Here is a 17,466-nt window from a genome sequence, read left to right on the forward strand (position 1 = left end):
ATAGTATATGAAAGCAGCCCATCCAACGCTACGAATCACTCATTTATCTGACAGTCAGGACAAAATGTCGTACCGCGCCCACCGACTACGATTTTGGAAAGTTCTCCATTGCACCTCTTACACTCTTGACCTGCTCTACCATAGACAAATAAACTGTCCTGATAAGTTCCAACTTTTCCCTGACTATTTACATAGGAACGTATTGTACTTCCACCTTTGTTTACAGCATCTTTTAACGTATTCACAATCTCAGCATGAAGCTCTTCAATTTCGTTTTCTTTTAACGTTGAAGCCACTCGCTCAGGATGAATACCAGCTTTAAACAATGCCTCATCCACATAAATATTTCCTAATCCCACAACGATTGTTTGATCTAATAATACCGTTTTTACTTTCCTAGAAGTCTTTTTAAACCCCTGTTGTAAAACTTCTGGGGTAAACTGATCAGAAAATGGTTCATAACCTAGCTGAGCAAGCGGCAACTCATTTTCTTCTACTCCAATCGGAAACAAGTGCATCGTGCCAAATTTACGTACATCATGGTATCGAAGTTCTGTCCCATCATCAAAAGTGAAGAATACGTGAGTATGATGATCAAACTCTTCTTCTATAGATGTTAACTTATATTTCCCTTCCATTCGAAGATGCGAAACGATCACATCATCCTCGAGTATAAGCTTTAGAAACTTCCCTCTTCTTCTTACACCCTTAAATGTCTGTCCAATCACCTTCATTTTAAATGCTTCGACATCATCAGGTTTCTTGATGATTTTTGGCCATTTTACTAATACATTTGTAATTCGTTTCCCTACGATTAATTCTTCGAGCGTGCGTTTAACTGTTTCTACTTCTGGTAATTCAGGCATTATTCCCTCTCCTTTGATGCCTACTTCGCATCATACCAGGTGGAGCCATATTCATAATCAACTTTCAGCGGTACATCCAGTTTGATTGCAGATTCCATCACTTCAGGTACGATCCGTTTTAACGTTTCAATTTCTTCTTCTGGTGCCTCAAAAATTAATTCATCGTGTACTTGAAGTAGCATACGCGTTTTTAGATTTTCTTCTTTTAATCGCGTATCCATTTGAACCATCGCAAGCTTAATAATATCAGCAGCCGTTCCTTGAATCGGTGTGTTCATTGCCGTTCTTTCAGCAAACCCTCTTTGATTAAAGTTCCTTGAGTTAATTTCGGGCAGATATCTTCTTCGCTGGAGCATTGTTGATACATACCCCTCTTCTTTCGCCTTAACAACTACATCTTCCATGTAATTTTTCACCCCTGGGAAACTCTCTAAGTACCGATCGATGAATTCGCCAGCTTCCTTTCTCGAAACGTCAATACTTTGAGAAAGACCATAATCACTAATACCATAAACAATTCCGAAATTAACAGCTTTCGCGTGTCTTCTCATATTCGACGTAACGTCATCCTTGTTAACGTTGAACACATTCATCGCTGTTTTCGTATGAATATCCTCATCCTGTTGGAAAGCTTCGATTAAATTTTGATCCTGAGCGATGTGTGCAAGGACTCTTAGTTCAATTTGCGAATAGTCTGCCGCAAACATAACCCAGTTTTCATTAGATGGAATGAAAGCTTTTCTAATCTTACGGCCTTCTTCTAAACGAATCGGAATGTTCTGTAAGTTAGGGTCTGTAGAGCTAAGTCGACCTGTTTGCGTGAGAGCCTGGTTAAACCTTGTATGAATTTTCCCAGTATCAGAATAGATCACTTTTAGTAAACCTTCTACATATGTTGAATTCAACTTCCCTAATTGACGGTAAAGAAGAATTTCTGGAATAACATAGTGTTTACTTTCAAGCTTTTCGAGTACATCAGCTGAAGTTGAATATCCAGTTTTTGTTTTCTTAATCACCGGAAGCTCTAGCTTATCAAATAGAACCTCACCGAGTTGCTTAGGCGAATTGATGTTAAACTCTGTACCTGCAAGTTCAAAAATCCTTGCTTCGATTTTGCTTAATTTCTCATTTAACTCTGCACCCATTTTCTCAAGGAATTTCGTATCAACGGATACACCTTTTGTTTCCATTTCACCAAGAACAAGGGTTAACGGCATTTCAAGATCGTGAAATAGCTCATATTGTTCATTCTTTTTTAACTGTTCTTCAAGTGTCTCTTTTAATTGGAAAACAGCGAAAGCTTTTCGAACAAGGTGGTCTGCAAGCTCGTCTTGTTCTGGAAGTTTGCGTTTTGCCCCTTTACCATAAACCGATTCATCAGAGGAAACGATTGAAAAGCCTTCTCGACGAGAAATAGCAGATATATCATGCGTTGACTCAGAGGGATTCAGTAAATAAGAAGCAATTACTAAATCAAACGTAATGCCTTCTAGCGCAATCCCTTTCCACCCTAGAGCAACAACTGCTCGCTTCGCATCAAACACCCACTTCTTCTGAGATCGATCTTCAAGGAAGTTTTTTAATAGCTTAGAAGACATTGCGACTTCGGTTGGTATGAAATAATTCCCATTTTCATTCACAATAGAAATACCTTGTATTTCCGCATTATGATAATTTTCTTCCATTACCTCAACGATCATGGCAGAAGGACTGATTAAATGATGCTCTTCAATTTCTTTAACCAAATCAAAAGACAATTCCTCTATTGCTTGTTCCTCATTTTGCTCTCCACCAATTCGATTAAGAAGGTTTTTAAAGCCGAGCTCATTAAATAATGAAACTACAGCATCATGTTCATATCCTCTATATGACAGATCATTTATTCCAAGCTCAAGAGGCGTCTCCTTAAATATTGTTACGAGTTCCTTACTCATCATGGCATGATCACGGTTCTCTTCAAGTTTTTCCTTAAGCTTTTTGCCCGACACTTTATCAAGCGACTCATAAACCGCATCAACTGTGCCAAACTGCTTCAATAATTTAAGAGCCGTTTTTTCTCCAACCCCTGGTACCCCAGGGATATTATCCGAGTTATCACCCATTAGCGCCTTCATATCGATAATTTGATCTGGAGAAAGTCCATATTTTTCATTAAGAAATGCAGGGTCATATGTATCAATATCTGTAATCCCTTTACGAGTTAAAGCAACATGAACGTTATCTGAAACTAGCTGAAGAAGATCCTTATCACCGGAGTATATTTTAACTTCCCAATCTTCCTTACTCGCAATGGTTGATACCGTTCCAATAATGTCATCTGCTTCATAGTTCTTAATTTCATATCTCTTAATATTAAAGGCATCTAGCACCTCACGAATGACAGGAAACTGTTCACTCAATTCAGAAGGAGTCTTTTGTCTACCACCTTTGTATTCTGTATATGTCTTATGACGGAACGTGGTTTTTCCTGCATCAAACGCTACGAGCATATGAGTTGGTGATTCATTTTCAATAATCTTCAGCAACATCGTTGTAAAACCTAACACCGCATTCGTATATACACCCTTATCATTGTTTAGCAATGGCAATGCGAAAAATGCACGATAAGCAATACTATTTCCATCAATTAATACTAATTTGTTTTTCAATCGAAATCCTCCCGTTTCATTCATATAGACGTTTTATTATCGCTAAAATTATAAAAAGCGACGCCTGCTCCTTTCATTTTACCACGATGGCAAAAAGAAAGAAAAACAAGCGCCAATAAACAAATAAAGCATAATAAAATCACAACTTAACATTTTCAATAAAGTTTTGATTTTGTATAGAAGGCATTCCATAATATGATCTAAAAAAAAAAGGAGACGAGTTATACTCGTCTCAAAAATATGCTCTCGTCATGATGAAGGGGTCAATTGTTACTTTACAGAAATAGTTTAAAGGACATATAAATAGAGTGTAAAGAAATCGTAAAGTTTAGAAATGTCTCTCTTTGTTAAGTGTAATCACGAATGTTGTCCCATCTCCAAGTTCGCTCTTCACATCAATACGACCATGATGTGCTTCAACAAGGTGTTTCACTATAGCAAGCCCAAGACCCGTTCCGCCTGAATTTCTACTTCTAGCCCGGTCCACTCGATAGAAACGTTCAAATATCCTAGGAAGTTCTTCTTTACGAATGCCAATTCCGTTATCCGAAATGATGAACTGAACAATGTCACTTGACTCTTGAACAGAAATCGTAACTTTGCCTTTTTCCGGTGTATACGTAATGCTATTGGCAATTAAATTCAGAAACACTTGTTTTAAACGATTTGTATCTCCTTTAATATGAAGATTCCCCTCATATTGGACATTCACTTCAATGCCCTTTTTTTCTGCTTTGCTTTGAGTCATTAACAAACAATCATCAATAACCTCTTTTAAGTCTACAACTTGCCAGTTTAATGAGAAATGCTTTTGTTCCATTTTAGATAAATCGAGAAGATCCTGAATTAAACTTTGAAGTCGATCACTCTCATTTAGAATAATTGTAAGAAAACGAGTTCTAAAAGCTTTATTTTCCATAGCGCCATCTAATAATGTTTCAGCAAACCCTTTGAGCGAAGTCACCGGCGTTTTCAATTCATGAGAAACGTTCGCTACGAAGTCTTTGCGCATTTGTTCGAGCTTCTTCAATTCTGTAATATCGTGAAAAACAAGGACAACACCTTTCAGCTTATTGTCCTGATCAAGAATTGGTGCACCAGACACATCAAAATGCCTTATTTCAATTCCCACTTCTAACTCAACCTGCTTACGCACTGTTTGTTCTACAAGAAGTGTCTCCTCAACAATACGAATAATATCTCGATAAGGAATAGCCTCATAATAAAGCAGGTCCATATAATCATTTACTTGGATTTGAAAAGTGTCTTTATAAAAGCGGTTTACTAAATTAATATGACCTTTTGAATCAATAAGAATTAAGCCGCTATCCATGTTTTCAATGAGTGTCATTAAGCGATTTTGCTGAATTTCATAAGATGTGGTCATGGTTTGCAAATTTCTAGCAAGTATATTTAAAGCATGACTAAGTTGTCCCGTCTCGTCTAGTTTATACTCATATGTTCTTGCCTTGAAATTTCCAGAAGCTAGTTCATTCGCAACCTTTAATGCTCCCTCCAAGGGCTTCGTTAACTGATTGGAGATACGAAGACTAATATATATAATGATAAAAAAAGCAGCTGCAAAAGAAAAAATCAATATCAGCCACATATTCGATAGAGCTTCCTGACTAGCACTCTCGAATAGAATTCCTTCAAATAAATTGCCAAGGAAAACGATCATCATAGAAAATACGATAAAGAGGATAACAAATTGAGCATTAAGAAAGCGTGAACGAAATCTTTTCATTAAATTGAGGGCTCCTCTAACTTATACCCAAGACCCCTGATTGTTTTAATGTATTCAGGTTTGCGCGTATTCTGTTCGATCTTTTCACGTAAGTGACTAACATGCACATCAACAATTCTCGTATCTCCTACAAAATCATAATTCCATACAGCGCTTAACAGCTGCTCTCTTGTAAGTACACGTCCTTTATGACGTAAAAGATAAACGAGTAACTCAAATTCTTTCGGGGTTACCTCCATAATTTCTTCTTGGAAGAATGCTTCATAATTATTAGGGTATACTTCCAATTCTCCAACTTGGATTTTTTCGGATTCTTCCATTTGGCTAGCAGCCTTTGATTCCTCAAGTTGTTTCACTCGTCTGAGAATAGCTTTGATTCTGGCCACTACTTCCCTTGGACTAAATGGCTTCGTCATATAATCATCAGCACCTAGTTCAAGACCAAGCACTTTATCAAATTCATCATCCTTTGCAGTTAACATCAGCACCGGTGTGTGAATATGACGTTGTCTCAATTCTTTACATACTTCTAATCCATCCATTTCAGGTAGCATGAGATCAAGGATAATGCAATTCGGCTTTTCCTCAATCACGACTTCTAAAGCTTCAGCACCGTTTTCAGCAGTGACGACTTCGTATCCTGCCTGTTCAAGATTAAATTGAAGCAATGTTAAAATTGATATTTCATCATCAACAACTAGTATTTTTTGAGCCATTGTCAAATCCCCCTAACGAATTTCCCCATTCATCAATACCGATTCTTATACCAGGCGGTTTTCTTTATTTTAGCCTGAATACTTTCATCATACTATTTTTTTCACAAAGGCAAAAGAAAAACTTAAGCTATCCACGATATTAACCGTTTTCCATACGTATGAAATTTCGTTACAAAAAAAGAGCCCAAAATGGGCTCTAAAAATTATCAAATGAAGTTGACTTTGTTAGTGGTTTAGCAGGATATGGAGGGCTGACAGTGAAAGTTCCGTCTAAAATGGAATCCTCCGATTCGTTTACACCCTTAACAGCTATGACGACTTCATGTGCTTCTTTAGACACGTTTATGACTTCAAACTTGAAGTGAAGCGTCTCATAATGATGAACCGGGTTTTCATATTTCACTTCATGTTTCTTAAGACTACTTCCGGGTCCTGGCAAATATTTAGAAATAGCACCTGTTACGATAGCAAGGAGCATAATTTGCGGAACAATCGGCTTTTTAAAAGGCGTCATAGAGGCATAATCATGCTGAATGAATAGGGGATTGTTATCGTTGGAAATTCCAAGGTAGAGAAGAAGATCTCGATCCTCTATTTTTTCTGATACTTCAAGCTTTTCACCAACAGAAATCTCTTCAATCATTCGTCCAATTTTTCGTTTTTTCCCTAAAAGCACAGCTACTCCCCCTTATATAAGAAAGCGCTTTCTTATAATGTTGTAAAAGAGATCCGGTTAACACCGGATCTACTTTAATGGCATTATTAACCTAATACCGTCATAACTTTGCGAACAGACTCGGCTGATTTATCCAGCTCTTTCTTTTCTTCGTCAGTTAAATCTAATTCGATGATGTCTTCAATCCCGTCGCCACCAAGTATTGTTGGCACACCAAGGTATAGACCATCATAGCCATATTCACCCTCAAGATAAGCAATTGTAGGAAGCACACGACGTTGATCTTTTAAAATGGCTTCAACCATCTCAACAAGAGATGCAGCAGGAGCATAATAAGCACTACCATTTCCAAGCAGACTTACAATTTCCCCGCCACCTTTACGTGTACGTTCTACAATTTCATTAAGCCGGTCTTCAGAAATAAGGCTTTGAAGAGGAATGCCTCCAGCAAATGAATAGCGAACAAGTGGTACCATATCATCACCATGACCACCAAGTACGAAACCGGTAATATCTTTCACAGAAAGATTTAATTCTTCAGCAATAAATGAACGGAATCGTGCAGAATCAAGAATGCCTGATTGCCCGATGACACGGTTTTTAGGGAGACCTGACTCCTTAAATACCGTATACGTCATGGCATCTACAGGATTTGTTAGAACAACTATTGTCGTTTCAGGAGAATATTTTACGATTTCTTGAGTAACGCTCTTCATGATTTTGGCATTAGTATTCACAAGATCATCGCGACTCATCCCTGGTTTCCTTGCAATTCCAGCAGTAATAACAACAATATCTGAATCAGCTGTATCTTCATAGCTTGAAGTCCCTGTGATTTTAGAGTCAAATCCTTGAACTGGGCTTGCTTCAAACATATCAAGAGCTTTTCCTTTTGTCGGACCTTCTTGATTTGGGATATCTACAAGTACTACATCAGCAAGTTCTTTTTGAGCTAGTAGAAAAGCCGTCGTTGCCCCTGTAAATCCTGCACCAATTACGGAAACTTTCTTACGTTTCATTGTCATTTAATAGCCACTCCTTTAATCCAGTTCAAAATTGGTGGTCTGTTGAATTAGTCCATATTGTTGATTAGTTCATCACCAAATTCAGATGTTTTCACTTCTGTTGCGCCGTCCATTAGTCGCGCAAAATCATATGTTACAACTTTATTCGCAATTGATTTTTCCATGGCATCAAGAACTAGCTTAGCTGCTTCATTCCATCCAATGTGCTCAAGCATAAGAACGCCTGACAAAATAACAGATGATGGATTTACTTTATCAAGACCAGCATATTTTGGAGCTGTACCATGCGTTGCTTCAAAAATAGCATGACCAGTTTCATAGTTGATATTTGCTCCTGGAGCAATACCAATTCCACCAACTTGCGCTGCAAGAGCATCCGATACATAATCACCATTAAGGTTCATTGTAGCGACAACGTCGAACTCAGCTGGACGAGTAAGAATTTGTTGCAAGAAAATGTCCGCAATCGCATCTTTCACGATGAGTTTGCCTTCACCTTCTGCTTTAGATTGAGCTTCGTTCGCAGCATCTTTACCTTTTTCTTCAACGATACGATCGTATTCAGCCCAAGTAAAGACTTTATCTCCAAATTCTTGTTCAGCCACTTCATAGCCCCAGTTTTTAAATGCGCCTTCTGTGAACTTCATGATGTTCCCTTTATGAACAAGGGTTACATTTCTACGACCTTCGTCAAGAGCGTATTGAATCGCTGCGCGAACAAGACGCTTCGTTCCTTCTTCAGAAACTGGCTTAATACCAATGCCTGAAGTTTCAGGGAAACGAATGTTTTTTGCACCCATTTCATCTTGAAGGAATGAAATCACTTTTTTCACTTCATCTGATCCTTTTTGGAACTCGATTCCAGCATAGATATCTTCTGTATTTTCTCGGAAAATAACCATATCTGTATCTTCAGGGCGTTTTACTGGAGAAGGAACTCCTTTAAAATAACGAACTGGACGAAGGCAAGTAAATAAATCAAGCTCTTGACGAAGTGCAACGTTAAGAGAACGAATGCCTCCTCCTACAGGTGTTGTAAGTGGCCCTTTAATTGCAATTATGTATTCACGAATTGCATCAAGAGTAGCTGCTGGTAGCCATTCACCTGTTTTATCGTAGGCTTTTTGACCTGCATATACTTCTTTCCATACAATTTTCTTCTTTCCTCCGTAAGCTTTGTCTACGGCACCTTCGATAACTTTAGAGGCAGCTGCCCAAATATCGGGACCAGTCCCATCTCCTTCAATATACGGAATAATTGCGTGATCTGGAACATTTAGTACACCATTATTTACGGTAATCTTCTCTCCATTTGCCATTCTGTATTCCTCCTATTGAAATAACTTTTATGTTAGCTAAACAGGGAAGAAATGATCCTCCCTGAGTTTTCTTCTATCTGTCTTCTACTTTTACATATGTCTGATTCGTTGAACCAATATATTCTGCACGTGGACGAATGAGGCGATTGTTACTATATTGCTCTAGAATATGAGCAATCCAACCAGAAACTCTACTCACTGCAAAAAGTGGCGTGAACAGGTCATGGTCAATGCCAAGACTATGGTAAACAGAAGCTGAATAGAAATCTACGTTAGGTGGAAGACCTTTCTCACTTGTAACGATTTCTTCCATCTTCGTTGACATCTCATACCATTTTGTTTCACCTGTAAGGTCAGTTAACTGACGTGACATCTCTCGTAAATGCTTCGCACGCGGGTCACCTGTCTTGTAAACGCGATGTCCAAAGCCCATGATCTTTTCTTTGTTATCAAATGCATTTTGCAAATAAGGTTCGACATTATCAACGCTGCCGATTTCACTTAACATAGCCATCACGCGTTCATTTGCCCCACCGTGAAGAGGTCCCTTAAGAGCACCAATCGCTGCTGTGACACCTGAATACATATCAGATAAAGTAGCTACACATACGCGAGCGGTAAAAGTGGAAGCGTTCAGTTCATGGTCTGCATGAAGGACTAGGGCTTTATTGATAGCTGTCACAGCCACATCTTCCGGAAGCTCACCAGTTAATGTGTATAAAAAGTTAGCTGCAAAGCTTAGATCTTTCTTAGGTTCTACTGGATCCTTTCCTTCACGAACCCGGGAAAAAGCGGTTACAACAGTAGGTATTTTAGCTTGAAGACGAATCGCCTTACGATAATTCGCTTCTTCACTCATATCATCTGCTTCTTCGTCATATAAAGCAAGTGTAGAAACAGCAGTACGAAGAGCTGCCATCGGATGTACTTTATCACTTGGATAAGACTTCATTTGAGCAACGATTTCTTCAGGAATAGCTGCATTTTTGGCAAAATCAGCTGTAAATTCCTCAAGTTCTGTCTTATTTGGAAGTTTATCATTCCATAAAAGATAAATTACTTCTTCAAAACTAGCATTCTCAGCGAGGTCATCGATGTTATATCCTCTGTATGTTAAGACATCATTAACGATAGAACTAATCGATGATGTTGTTGCAACTACGCCTTCTAATCCGCGTGTAGTCGTCATACGTCTCCCTCTCCTTTTCCATATTATTGGCTCTGATATTTTCTAAAAATTCTGCTTTGATAACGCTTTTAAAACGCTCCAAAAAAAATAAGAACCTATGTACAAGTTGGTGCGTCAGTTCTCATTATAAACAATTCTCTGATATTTGTGAATGAATATGCATAATTTCATCAATTCCTTTTTTTCTCACATGCCGAAAATCTGAATTGATAATCAAAGAAATACTGCACAACCGCCCCTTCCTGAACAGTCGTTCAGTTAAAAAGTTCGACAATCTTCATAGCCATGTAGGCAATTCCAGCTCCTATTAATGGACCTACAGCAATCCCTTGAAAAACAGCAACTGCAAGAATAGTACCAAATACAAGTGCTGTCGTAATATGCGGATCATTCTGAAGTAAGACGATGCCTTTTGAAGCTATGATGGCTACAAACACTCCTGCCCCCATCGCAATCCAGGCATAGGAAGATTTGACAGCTTCTCCAAGTTGCTTAAATCCTATTTCACCACTAGCAATTGGAACGAGTACGGCAATGGTTATAATCGTAACGCCCCATGAAATGCCTTTGGATTGGAATATCGGAAACACTTTATCACCTAATCCCACTGCTTTGATTAGTAACAAAACGACTACCGCAATGATCAGTGAGCTATTCTTCGCTACAAGTGCGATCCCAAGTAAGATTAGCAAAAAGATGGTAGGCTGTGAAATAATTGTCATATAACTCCCTCTTTCACACTAACAGAACTCTTATAGTATAACAAATTTTATGAATTTAAGCACGGATCACCTCAATCCCAATTGATTGTCACGAAGCAACCGGTGTAAAATATAGGAAAGACATAAGGGGGATTCAAATGAATTGGAAGTACATACATAGAATCTTACGCTTTCTACTTGTCATTCTTCTTATTATTGTTTCTCTGATCTCCTTTTATTATATCTGGCATCTTGCTTATCCATTTGTCATCGCTCTTTTGCTCGCTTTTCTAATTAACCCTCTCGTAGACTTATTAGAAAACCGAGCGAAAATACCGAGGCCGCTCGCTGTAGCCCTATCAATTCTATTCCTTATCGGAGTCCTTGCTGCCTTTATTGCTCTGCTAGTAAATGAAGTTGTACAAGGCGTTGTATACCTCGCAAATGTATTACCAGGAAATTTCCAAGAAATTGTCTTATTCATAGAAGATCTTTTCGTGTCTCACGTCATGCCACTTTATTATCAGCTTGAAGAATTATTTAAGGATTTGAACAAAGATCAACAAACCACAGTACTCGATAATATCCAGTCCATTGGAACAACCATTACAACTACCCTTACGAATATACTTCAATCTCTTGTTGAAGGAATCCGCTCGTTTATTGTCAGCTTACCTACGATCCTAACAGTTCTGATCTTTTCTATGCTTGCCACTTTTTTTATTAGTAAAGACTGGTATAAGTTCATAAATTGGATGAAACTAAAAGTAAAAACTGATATCCAAGAAAGTATTAGCACCGTTTATATTGACTTAAGACGCGCTCTTTTTGGTTTTTTGAAAGCACAGCTTACCCTTATTTCAATGACAGCAATTATCGTTTTAATTGGTCTTTTTATTTTACGAGTAGATTATGCGATTACCATAGCGATTATCATTGGGCTTGTCGATTTACTACCATACCTTGGTACAGGCGCAGTTTTCGTGCCATGGATGATTTATTCCTTTTTAATCGGAAACTACGGATTGACCATAGGACTTTCTATTCTTTATGGAATTGTCGTGATTCAGCGGCAAGTCATGGAGCCTAAAGTGCTATCATCGAATATTGGACTTGATCCTCTCGCAACATTGATTGCTCTCTTTGTAGGCTTCCAACTATTTGGATTCATTGGTCTAATCATCGGCCCAGTTCTTCTCGTGGTACTAAAAACTCTTTATCACGCAAATGTTTTTAAGGACATTTGGGTTTTTATCAAAGGAGTATAAGTTTAATTACACTGTTAACTTTAGTGGTTCTTACATCCTTTGCTCGCAACCAATTAGATGAATCTCTAATAGAAAAATCGGCCTGGGTGACTCTATCAAATCTCCTTTAATAATAAAAGCAAAAAAAGCATGGCAGCAACGTCTCATTTAGACGATACTGCCATGCTAGAGCCGAAAGGTTCTCGCTATCTACTAATTATTATTTTTGTATCTCAGTAGCGTCATAAACTTTAACATCTAAAGGTGCAACTAGATATTCTGGTGCTTTACCTACAAAAGCTTGAAAATGAGCACTTTGGTTATGCGCATCGACTGCAGCCATATCTTCATAAGCTTCAATCATTTTATAAGTGTTCTCTTTTTCAACTTCTTTTGAAAGTGTATAAGAAATGTTACCTTCTTCATTTCTAGCCGCTTCAATCAAAGTTGTCACTTCTTTAAGAAATTCTTCTTCTTTAGCCGGGTTAATTTGTAATCCTGCATGAATAATAATCATTGTTCATTTCCTCTTTTCAATTTTAAATTTTTTATTTCCACTCTGCAATCGATTCAATAGGTAAGCGTACAGATTTGTAGCCTTCATTTGCTGCTTTACCAATTGAAAGCAACATAACTGGGTAGTAACGCTCTTTATCCATACCGTAAGCTTCAGCGATTTGAGCTTTCTCATATCCTCCAATTGGATTGGTGTCATAACCGTGTGCACGTGCAGCAAGCATTAACTGCATGGATACCAAACCACCATCAATGATGTTCATTTCTCTAAACTGCTCTGTTGACATTCCTTCTAACAACCCTTTAATCGCTGGAAGCTGCTGATCTCTAACTTCTGCAGGCATATACCCTTTTTGTACAGCAGTGTCATAAATTTCATCAGCATAGTCCAGGCTGTTCATATCAACAAAAACGGCAATCATTGCTGAAGAAGTTTCAACTTGAGACTGGTTGAATTTAGCAAGTGGTGCTAATGTCGCCTTTCCTTCTTCGCTATCAATAACGACAAAACGCCATGGTTGAAGGTTCACTGAAGAGGGTGCGAGTGTTGCTTCAGTTAGTATTTCAGTCATCTCTTCTTTACTTATTTTCACGGATGGATCATAATGGCGGATTGAGCGGCGCCCTGTAATAATTTCGTTAAAGTCATTTATTTTCGTTGCATTCATCGTTAATTCTCCTTAGTACTTTTCTAGTTAGTATTGAATATCTTTAATGTTATTTTGAATACGGTTAAGCATATTCGATAATTCTGATTGTTCCTGCTCAGTAAAATCTTTTAGTACCTTTTGAATGAATTGCTCTTTCTCTTTCCGAAAAGATGCAATTCGATCTCTGCCTTCTTCTGTTAACCTCACGAAGGTAAACCGGTTATCATCTGGATTTTTACGACGAGCAACCATTTTTTTCACTTCCAACTGCTTTAAATGTCTCGTTACAGCAGCGCTATCAATATTCACTTCTTTCTGCAATGCTGTTTGGCTAATTTCATCAACCTCAAACAATTTATGCAGGAGCTCTAAGCGAGACTGACTGATGCCGGTGCATCGTTCGAATTTAGGGCTCATTTGCTTGTAAATATCATTTAACTGATATAAAATTTCGCCTTCATTTGAACAAGAATTCTTCAACGCATCCTCCTCCTTCAATCAGTTGATGGGTCAATCGTTGACTCATCAACTAATATACTAGATGAGTTCCTTGATGTCAACAATAAAACCTTAATTAATTGATAGGTCAACCATTGATCTATCAATTAATATAATTTACTTGTTTATACAATGTCAAATCACACTTTATTTCTTCCAATAGAAAAGGAGCTTGAATATGTATTCAAGCTCCTTAAGGACATTTCATTATACGTTTCTAAGGCAGAATTTTTACCTTCTAATAAACATAAACTGACCATTATTCATTCGACGTTCAAGGAATTTCTTAATCCATCTCTTAAAAGGTTTTCTCGTTGCCGGGATGAGAAGTAAAAATCCTGTTGCATCTGTGATGAAGCCTGGTGTGAGTAGAACGACACCACCTACGAGTATGCATAGACCATCTAGAATAGCATCTCCAGGCATCTGGCCTGATTGCATTTGTCTGTTAACCTTTTGGATCGTTTCTGCCCCTTCTTTACGCGCAAGCCACGCCCCTAGAATCCCTGTACCAATAATCAATAATACTGTCGGAATAAGTCCCAGTGTTCTTCCTGACAGAAGTAACAAAGCGATCTCTAGAGCTGGAACGATAATAATAAAAAGCAACAAAATACGAAACATGACATAGCTCCCTCAATCATAATCGGGAAATTGTCCCGTTAACACTATTATACGTGATTTAAAATAATTTTCGAACTCAATTGCACCATTAACCTAATCCCCAGTGAAGAATACCCAAAATAAGTTAAATAATAAAGGCTGTCGATTTTCTCGACAGCCTTTTAAAAGTTTCAATCTTGCTTATAGAATGCTTGCTTTCCCGTTGTAAATAATTCCAGTCGTTGCATCAAGTGTTACTTGTTGACCTTCTTCGAATAGTTGTGTCGCATTTTCAAGACCAACTACGACAGGTAGTCCAAGACTAAGACCTACAACTGCAGCATGGCAAGTAAGTCCGCCTTCTTCTGTAATAAGTCCTGCTGCCTTCTCTAGAGCAGGAACCATATCTTTATCAGAGCCAATCGTAACTAGAATTGTGTTTCCATCTGCTTTATCAATCGCCTCTTGAGCATTTTTTGCGATAGCGATTCTTCCTGAAATAGATGTTTTCCCAATTCCTTGAGCTTTTGCAAGAATATCACCGATAACGTGAACTTTCATCAAGTTCGTTGTACCAGATTCTCCAACTGGAACACCAGCAGTAATAACAACTGTATCTCCGTGATTTACAATTCCAGACTGGATTGAAGCGTCAACTGCAACTTCTAGCATTTCGTCTGTTGTTGATACTTTGTGTCCTTCTTGTGCATGAACGCCCCATACAAGAGCAAGCTTGCGGCATACGCTAGCCGTATTTGTTACAGCTACAATCGGTGCCTTCGGACGGTATTTAGCAATCATACGCGCTGTATGTCCGCTCTCAGTAGCTGTAATAATTGCTGGGACGTTTAAGTTATAAGCTGTGTGAGCTACTGATTCACTAATCGCATTTGTTGTATTTGTTTCTGTTTCTTTACTTCTTACAGAAAGAAGCTCACGGAAGTTTAATGATTTTTCAGTATAAGAAGCAATGTTATGCATAGTTTGAACAGCTTCTACCGGATAAGATCCTGCAGCTGTTTCACCTGAAAGCATGATTGCATCTGTGCCATCAAGAATAGCATTGGCAACGTCACTCGCTTCCGCACGAGTTGGACGAGGATTACGCTGCATAGAATCAAGCATTTGTGTTGCAGTAATAACAGGCTTTCCAAGTGCATTACACTTTTTAATAAGCTGCTTTTGTACAAGAGGTACTTCTTCAGCAGGAATTTCAACACCTAGGTCACCACGAGCAACCATTAAACCATCTGAAATCTCAAGGATGGAATCGATGTTATCAACACCTTCACGGTTTTCAATCTTAGGGATAATTTGAATGTCAGTTGCTTTATGCTTCTCAAGAAGTTTACGGATATCAAGAACATCGGATACTCGACGAACGAATGACGCAGCAATAAAGTCTACACCCTGTTCAATGCCGAATTCAATATCTGCAGCATCCTTATCTGTAATACCAGGAAGGTTAACGCTCACGTTTGGTACGTTAACACCCTTTTTGTTTTTCAATGTTCCATTATTTAGAACCTCAGTATAAAGTTCATTCTTCTCAATTTGCTTTACTTCAAGTTCAATCAATCCATCATCAAGTAAAATCTTAGATCCAACATGAACATCATTAACAAGGTCAGGATATGTGACAGAGATTTTCTCTGTTGTACCAAGTACTTCTTCCATAGAAACGATAAGCTGTTGACCAGCCTCAAGATCGATCCCACCGTTCTCCATATTGTTCGTGCGGATTTCCGGGCCTTTTGTATCTAAAAGGATCGCAACGTTTTTTCCGAGCTTTTCAGCAACTGCACGGATTGATTTAATACGATTACCGTGTTCTTCAAAATCACCATGTGAGAAATTCAAACGAGCAACGTTCATCCCTGCATTAATCAATTTTTCTAGAGTTTGTTCATTTTCACTTGCTGGTCCAATCGTACAGACAATCTTAGTTTTGCGCATGGGTCTGTCTCCTCCTAAAAAGCTATGCTTCAATTAGTTTTCTTCATAACAACTATGTTATGTAACATTTTCAGACATTACGATACACCCCTTATGTTTAAAGGGGTGAACCACTTAAGGTCTTTTTAAATAGATAATTCCTTTGCAAGCTGACACATTTTTTGATTGACTTCATGTGGTAGAGCGAGTGCTTCGTTAATATCCATATCAACAATTTGGTTGTTCTGAATACCAACTGTTCGCCCTTCTGCTCCTTCAAGTAGAAGTTCAACAGCACGTGCTCCAAGACGGCTTGCTAGAACTCGGTCCGAAGCAGTTGGTGAACCACCACGTTGAACGTGACCAAGAACGGTTACACGTGTTTCCATGTTCATCTCTTCTTGGATTTGTTTCCCAATTTCAACACCACTTCCAACACCTTCAGCAACAACAATAATACTGTGACGTTTTCCGCGATCATGGCCGCGCTTCAGACGACTCAAGATATCGGACAACTCGAACTTCTCCTCAGGAATGAGGATTGATTCAGCACCGTCAGCCAGACCTGACCAAAGAGCGATATCTCCTGCGTCACGTCCCATTACCTCGATCACATATGTACGCTCATGAGATGTCGCCGTGTCACGAATTTTATCAATAGCTTGAATAACTGTATTTAGTGCTGTATCAAAACCAATCGTAAAGTCTGTTCCAGGGATGTCATTATCAATCGTTCCTGGAATTCCAATCGTCGGGAAGCCATGACCAGTTAATTTCTGAGCTCCACGGTAGGATCCATCTCCTCCGATTACGACTAGACCCTCAATACCAAATTTCTTTAAGTTCTCTACACCCTTCAGTTGACCTTCAAGTGTCTTAAATTCAGGGCAGCGAGCAGAATATAACATTGTACCGCCACGATGGATAATATCAGCTACAGAACCGATTTCCATTTTCTCTATATTTCCATTAATCAACCCGGTATATCCGTGGTAGATCCCATAAACTTCAATATCATGGTAGATTGCTTTTCGAACGACAGCTCGAATAGCAGCGTTCATTCCTGGTGAGTCTCCTCCGCTGGTTAGTACACCAATACGTTTCATAACTGTTCACCTCATTAATTCTTT

16 protein-coding genes are annotated in these 17,466 nt (G+C 38.5%); 1 reads left to right on the top strand and 15 read right to left on the bottom strand.

The annotated features are described in order from the left end of the window. Window positions 1–35: 35 nt before the first annotated feature. From mutM to AC0VYJ_RS15885, 9 genes are all read right to left on the bottom strand, one after another. Window positions 36–866: a DNA-formamidopyrimidine glycosylase gene (gene mutM, locus AC0VYJ_RS15845; protein WP_475365596.1), complete on the bottom strand. Its 831-nt coding sequence runs from the start codon at window positions 864–866 to the stop codon at window positions 36–38. A 20-nt stretch (window positions 867–886) separates the two neighbouring features. Continuing rightward, window positions 887–3,514: a DNA polymerase I gene (gene polA, locus AC0VYJ_RS15850; RefSeq protein WP_475365597.1), complete on the bottom strand. Its 2,628-nt coding sequence runs from the start codon at window positions 3,512–3,514 to the stop codon at window positions 887–889. 328 nt (window positions 3,515–3,842) lie between these two features. After that, entirely contained in the window at window positions 3,843–5,261 is a 1,419-nt protein-coding gene (pnpS, locus tag AC0VYJ_RS15855; protein WP_475365598.1) for a two-component system histidine kinase PnpS, read from the bottom strand. Then, window positions 5,261–5,977, bottom strand: coding sequence for a response regulator transcription factor (locus AC0VYJ_RS15860; RefSeq protein ID WP_283153890.1), 717 nt, complete (start codon window positions 5,975–5,977; stop codon window positions 5,261–5,263). The genes pnpS and AC0VYJ_RS15860 overlap by 1 nt, the downstream gene beginning before the upstream one ends. A 196-nt stretch (window positions 5,978–6,173) precedes the next feature. Further along, window positions 6,174–6,653: a MaoC family dehydratase gene (locus tag AC0VYJ_RS15865; RefSeq protein WP_430241399.1), complete on the bottom strand. Its 480-nt coding sequence runs from the start codon at window positions 6,651–6,653 to the stop codon at window positions 6,174–6,176. 86 nt (window positions 6,654–6,739) lie between these two features. Then, entirely contained in the window at window positions 6,740–7,678 is a 939-nt protein-coding gene (gene mdh, locus AC0VYJ_RS15870; protein WP_475365599.1) for a malate dehydrogenase, read from the bottom strand. Between the two features lie 47 nt (window positions 7,679–7,725). Then, window positions 7,726–8,997, bottom strand: coding sequence for an NADP-dependent isocitrate dehydrogenase (gene icd / locus AC0VYJ_RS15875; protein ID WP_430241403.1), 1,272 nt, complete (start codon window positions 8,995–8,997; stop codon window positions 7,726–7,728). A 73-nt stretch (window positions 8,998–9,070) separates the two neighbouring features. After that, entirely contained in the window at window positions 9,071–10,186 is a 1,116-nt protein-coding gene (citZ, locus tag AC0VYJ_RS15880) for a citrate synthase (RefSeq protein WP_194219306.1), read from the bottom strand. 254 nt (window positions 10,187–10,440) lie between these two features. Continuing rightward, window positions 10,441–10,908 (bottom strand): DUF441 domain-containing protein, encoded by a 468-nt coding sequence (locus tag AC0VYJ_RS15885; protein ID WP_306558417.1) that lies wholly within the window; start codon window positions 10,906–10,908, stop codon window positions 10,441–10,443. Between the two features lie 137 nt (window positions 10,909–11,045). On the opposite strand from AC0VYJ_RS15885, the gene ytvI reads away from it, so the two are divergent. Then, complete coding sequence (ytvI, locus tag AC0VYJ_RS15890; protein WP_475365600.1) at window positions 11,046–12,155, top strand: sporulation integral membrane protein YtvI; 1,110 nt, start codon at window positions 11,046–11,048, stop codon at window positions 12,153–12,155. A gap of 199 nt (window positions 12,156–12,354) precedes the next feature. On the opposite strand, the gene AC0VYJ_RS15895 is transcribed toward ytvI, so the two are convergent. From AC0VYJ_RS15895 to pfkA, 6 genes are all read right to left on the bottom strand, one after another. Beyond that, window positions 12,355–12,651, bottom strand: coding sequence for a putative quinol monooxygenase (locus AC0VYJ_RS15895; protein ID WP_430241409.1), 297 nt, complete (start codon window positions 12,649–12,651; stop codon window positions 12,355–12,357). A gap of 31 nt (window positions 12,652–12,682) precedes the next feature. Beyond that, window positions 12,683–13,318, bottom strand: coding sequence for a nitroreductase family protein (locus tag AC0VYJ_RS15900; RefSeq protein WP_430241411.1), 636 nt, complete (start codon window positions 13,316–13,318; stop codon window positions 12,683–12,685). Window positions 13,319–13,345: 27 nt separating this feature from the next. Further along, a complete protein-coding gene (locus AC0VYJ_RS15905; protein WP_430241413.1) occupies window positions 13,346–13,780 on the bottom strand; it encodes a MarR family winged helix-turn-helix transcriptional regulator in 435 nt (144 codons plus the stop codon). Between the two features lie 249 nt (window positions 13,781–14,029). Further along, window positions 14,030–14,422, bottom strand: a complete 393-nt coding sequence (locus tag AC0VYJ_RS15910; protein ID WP_194219301.1) for an FxsA family protein — start codon at window positions 14,420–14,422, stop codon at window positions 14,030–14,032. 180 nt (window positions 14,423–14,602) lie between these two features. Further along, a complete protein-coding gene (gene pyk, locus AC0VYJ_RS15915) occupies window positions 14,603–16,357 on the bottom strand; it encodes a pyruvate kinase (protein WP_430241414.1) in 1,755 nt (584 codons plus the stop codon). A gap of 125 nt (window positions 16,358–16,482) precedes the next feature. Next, window positions 16,483–17,442: a 6-phosphofructokinase gene (gene pfkA, locus AC0VYJ_RS15920; protein WP_226614638.1), complete on the bottom strand. Its 960-nt coding sequence runs from the start codon at window positions 17,440–17,442 to the stop codon at window positions 16,483–16,485. Window positions 17,443–17,466: the final 24 nt, after the last annotated feature.

Source organism: Anaerobacillus sp. 63XJN7_5_ISO-PGPR-S23-430, from assembly GCF_056173695.1.

Coding starts and splice junctions, on each gene's coding strand:
- AC0VYJ_RS15860 (WP_283153890.1), bottom strand. CDS start 5,977: ATGGCTCAAAAAATACTAGTTGTTGATGATGAAATATCAATTTTAACA.
- pnpS (WP_475365598.1), bottom strand. CDS start 5,261: ATGAAAAGATTTCGTTCACGCTTTCTTAATGCTCAATTTGTTATCCTC.
- ytvI (WP_475365600.1), top strand. CDS start 11,046: ATGAATTGGAAGTACATACATAGAATCTTACGCTTTCTACTTGTCATT.
- mutM (WP_475365596.1), bottom strand. CDS start 866: ATGCCTGAATTACCAGAAGTAGAAACAGTTAAACGCACGCTCGAAGAA.
- AC0VYJ_RS15895 (WP_430241409.1), bottom strand. CDS start 12,651: ATGATTATTATTCATGCAGGATTACAAATTAACCCGGCTAAAGAAGAA.
- mdh (WP_475365599.1), bottom strand. CDS start 7,678: ATGACAATGAAACGTAAGAAAGTTTCCGTAATTGGTGCAGGATTTACA.
- AC0VYJ_RS15910 (WP_194219301.1), bottom strand. CDS start 14,422: ATGTTTCGTATTTTGTTGCTTTTTATTATTATCGTTCCAGCTCTAGAG.
- icd (WP_430241403.1), bottom strand. CDS start 8,997: ATGGCAAATGGAGAGAAGATTACCGTAAATAATGGTGTACTAAATGTT.
- pfkA (WP_226614638.1), bottom strand. CDS start 17,442: ATGAAACGTATTGGTGTACTAACCAGCGGAGGAGACTCACCAGGAATG.
- pyk (WP_430241414.1), bottom strand. CDS start 16,357: ATGCGCAAAACTAAGATTGTCTGTACGATTGGACCAGCAAGTGAAAAT.
- citZ (WP_194219306.1), bottom strand. CDS start 10,186: ATGACGACTACACGCGGATTAGAAGGCGTAGTTGCAACAACATCATCG.
- AC0VYJ_RS15885 (WP_306558417.1), bottom strand. CDS start 10,908: ATGACAATTATTTCACAGCCTACCATCTTTTTGCTAATCTTACTTGGG.
- AC0VYJ_RS15900 (WP_430241411.1), bottom strand. CDS start 13,318: ATGAATGCAACGAAAATAAATGACTTTAACGAAATTATTACAGGGCGC.